The organism is Thermovirga sp. (genome assembly GCA_012523215.1).
Classification (GTDB): Bacteria; Synergistota; Synergistia; order Synergistales; family Thermovirgaceae; genus 58-81.
The window spans coordinates 1-3,710 of the sequence record JAAYIZ010000116.1; the positions used below are offsets into that span (position 1 = coordinate 1).

Annotated in this window: 3 protein-coding genes; all 3 read left to right on the plus strand. The window is 55.1% G+C overall.

The features are described from left to right. Positions 1-2,466: DUF499 domain-containing protein (locus tag GX108_03275; GenBank protein ID NLO56064.1), on the plus strand; the 2,466-nt coding region annotated here is incomplete at its 5' end. Beyond that, entirely contained in the window at positions 2,460-2,903 is a 444-nt protein-coding gene (locus tag GX108_03280) for a hypothetical protein (protein ID NLO56065.1), read from the plus strand. The genes GX108_03275 and GX108_03280, both read left to right, overlap by 7 nt. 32 nt (positions 2,904-2,935) lie before the next feature. Further along, the coding region (locus GX108_03285) for a DUF1156 domain-containing protein (protein ID NLO56066.1) at positions 2,936-3,710 on the plus strand (775 nt) is incomplete at its 3' end.

Here is a 3,710-nt window from a genome sequence, read left to right on the forward strand (position 1 = left end):
GGCCTGGACAGACTTGGGGCGGCGGATGACATTAACGCTTCGCCCAGCAACGCATTGATAAAATCGGTCCTTCCCGATGGTCCTCTCCTGATCCTGCTAGATGAGCTTGTCATCTACATGGCCAAGTTAAGCGAACAGGGAGAAGGGAACCTCCTGGGATATATCAACTCGCTGGCTTCGATCGTGCAGAGTCGTCCCCAGGCCGTGCTTGTGGTTACGGATACGGCTGGGCAGTCTGCCTACTCCATGGAAGCGGGCCGTATACACCAGATATTACCGCAGACAACCACCCGACTCGATGAAGTCTTGAGCCGTTCAGCAACAGATTATGATCCCATCGGGGACGAAACGGCCCAGGTTATCGCAAAGCGCCTTTTCAAGTCTGTCGATTCTTCTGCCGCAGGTATCGTCGCTCAAAGATACTCCTATCTATATAAAAGAGTTTCAGAAGAGTATCCTGAGATACTCTCCGGAGAGTATTGCACCCCGCAATACCGGGATGGCTTCGCAAAAAGCTACCCCTTTCACCCCAGGCTTCTGCTTACTGCCCAGGGGCGTTTGGGCAGCATGCCCGCCTTCCAGAAGAGCCGGGGCGTCCTTCGTTTTTTTGCAAGGATAATCCGTAACGTATGGGAGCATGGTTGGAACCCCGACATTATTACGGCAGGAGATATCGACTGGATGGACAGCGCCATCCAGGGGGAACTCCTGCATCGCCTCGAAAGGGACCCTTTCAGTTCTGCCGTCACTGCCGACATAGGTAACCATGCCGCAAGCCTGGACGGAACGGATCCGAACGGATTGCACCGTAGAGTCGCCGGAGCACTGCTACTTGAAAGCCTGCCCCTTGAAAGCAGGAGCGGCCTGGATGTAGCGGAACTGACCTTGTCTGTTCTCCGGCTCCAGGATGCGGGGCCGGAACCATCAGAAGCATTGGAGAGATTACTGTCAGTATGCTGGCACACCTACCCCATGCCGGGCGAGAGAGGGTGGCAGTTCAGATACGAGCCCAACGTCATCAAACAGATCGAGGAGCTCAAAGCGAGGATCCCCGATGCAGATGCGATCATGAAGGTTCAGAGCCTTGTGCAAAAGTATTTCCAGGGCCCGAGATTCAAAATGATCCCGTGGCCTACCTCTCCCCGGGCGGTCCAGGATGTGGCTGATCTGCAGCTGGCCCTCTGTCTGGATCCCTCCTCCGCGGGAAGAGTGTGTTCGTTCTCCGATGATACGAATGTCGAAGCCCCGATGCCAAGGCGCTTCCGGAATGCGATCATTGCCATTGCCCCTAGCCCGTCCTCCTTTGCCGACGCCCTGGACCGGGCAAAGAAATTGATCGCCACTGAAAGGATCGAGAACGAAAACCAGGGAGAATCGGGGAAAGTTGTAAGACAGCAAATATCCCGCATCAAACCAGCCCTGGAGAAGCAACTGAAGATCCAGGCCTTCCGGGCCTTCGATGTGGTCGTCATGGCCGATGGCGAAAGGGGGAAACTCTACGAGCATTTCCAGTTCCCCGAGGAGACCGCCTTGGCTCAGCCGAAGGGTCAGGACTCCCTTCATAAGTTTTTGGAAGCAAATCAACTGATATATAAGGACAACGACTCCCTGGATCCCAACAGGTTCGTAGACCTGCTCCAAGGCGCCACTCCTTCCCTGGAAGTGAAAGGCGCATGGAAGACCAGATCTGTTATGGAAAGGCTCTACGCAGCGGCGAACATGCGCTTGATCCCAGAGAAGGGTTTTGTCCGCAAGACCCTCCAGAGGTCTATTCATCAGGAAAAGATCCTTCTAAAGGATTTGAGCGGAACCGTGTGGACTGCAGAACAAAAGATCTCAGGGCCGCTTGGACAGAGGAGGAGCTCTCCTCATGGGGGCAGAATACCTCTCCCCGAACTGGACGATGAGACCCTGGTCACTTTCCCCATAAGCGAATGCTCATTGGATTGGCTGAAAGAGGACCAGCGGCCTGAAGCCTCTCCTGATATTCCTCCTCCGCCACCTCCTGATCTTCCCGGCAGTGGAGAGGGAAATCTTACGGTAAACGGCTGGGACCAGATGCTCGAAGAATCTGTGCAGCGTCCCCTTTTGGCTCTCAACCTCAAGGCCTTGCACCCTGATGGGTCCCTCAGGTTGGCAGCCCTGGGGCAACCCTTCGGGGCCAGGGAGGCATTCATGTCCGTGACCATCTCTGGCCGGTTGCGAGGTGGAGGGCAGGCCAACTACAAGGTCACCGGTTTCAGGGCCAACAGCCCTGTTCAGCCCTTTGTCGTCGCCAGGACCCTGTACAGTGCGATGGAAAGCGTTACCACCTACGAGGCAAAGATGAACCTTGATTTTGCGGAAACGGGTTGTGAAGGAGCACAGGAGAGGATTGAGGCAATGCTAAAGACTATTCAAGAACAGGATATGGAGAACATCTCCGGGGAGGCAATGTTTGGGCCTATGGAGGCCGGAGAATGCTAGAACTCAAGGATGCTCCTTTCTCATTCAGGATCACCTTCAGGAAGGGCGGAGAAGCGGTGATAATCTACCGCCGGATGCTGGACAATAAATCCCGGGAAACCCTTCAGAGGATCGTGGCGGTATCGCCGCAGGCCTTTGCAGCAGGCAGGGGGCTCTTCAATGTTGCTGTCAAGGACATTCGGGGCAACGGCGATGCTGTTGTGTCCAACGGTCATCATCAGCCCCTTGATGCCGACTGGGGTGCCCGGATAGCTTGTTTCGGATTTGTATCCGCCGGTCTGGCCGATCCCGAAAAGATCTACCGAGCGGCAATAAATCTGCAGCATACTGACGGCGCCGAGGCGGCCTGGTGGCTCGGGAAGATCTGGAACAGCCAGACATCCCGCCCTATCAGGGCCCTGCGAATACTTGTAGGAGCCGTGGGAAGTCAGGATTGAAACGGCAATAGATACAGCTCAAATCGAAGGGAATGGTGACCATCGTGCCCGGGAAAGATCATCCGAGGGTTCTTATAGAGGAGTGGCTCCCCGCTGCAGCCATTGGCGTGGAGTGCATGAGGGAAAGAGGCACCGGACAAAACCCCCCTAATGCCAGATTCCACGTCTGGTGGGCAAGGCGCCCCCTGACGGTGAGCAGGGCTGCGGTGCTGGCGTCCCTTTTGCCGGCCGATTTTCCCCGGGACGTCTTTGAGAGGTTGCTGGGGTTCGGAAGGCCTGGAGCCGAGATCGTGGCCATTAGACAGCTAATGGATACCGGCGCCAGGGTTGATGGCGGTTTCGGATGCGACAGGGCTTTCAAGGGATCTATCCCTGAAACTGAAGCTTTATCTGCTTTTAAATCCATGCATGATCTATGGGGAGATAAGATCGTGGTGATGGATCCTATGGCCGGAGGTGGCTCCATACCCTTTGAATCAGCCCGGCTCGGGATAAAGACAATAGCCAATGAGTATAACCCGGTCGCATGTACGATACTCAAAGCATCAAATGATTTTCCCTTCTCTTTTGGAGAAGGCCTTTTTGAAAAAGTCCAGCATTGGAAAAACGTCTGGAAGAAAAGCATTTCTGCAAGGATTGATAAGTATTATCCAAAACACTCAGACGGATTAGTCCAGGCCTATATCTTTGCCCGAACTGTCCCTTGCCCCGACACAGGACACCCAACGCCGCTGGTTCCCGACTGGCACCTGCTGAAGCCGAAGAGCGGAACCAGATGGGCCGCCTTCCCCAGGCCGGACAAAAAAA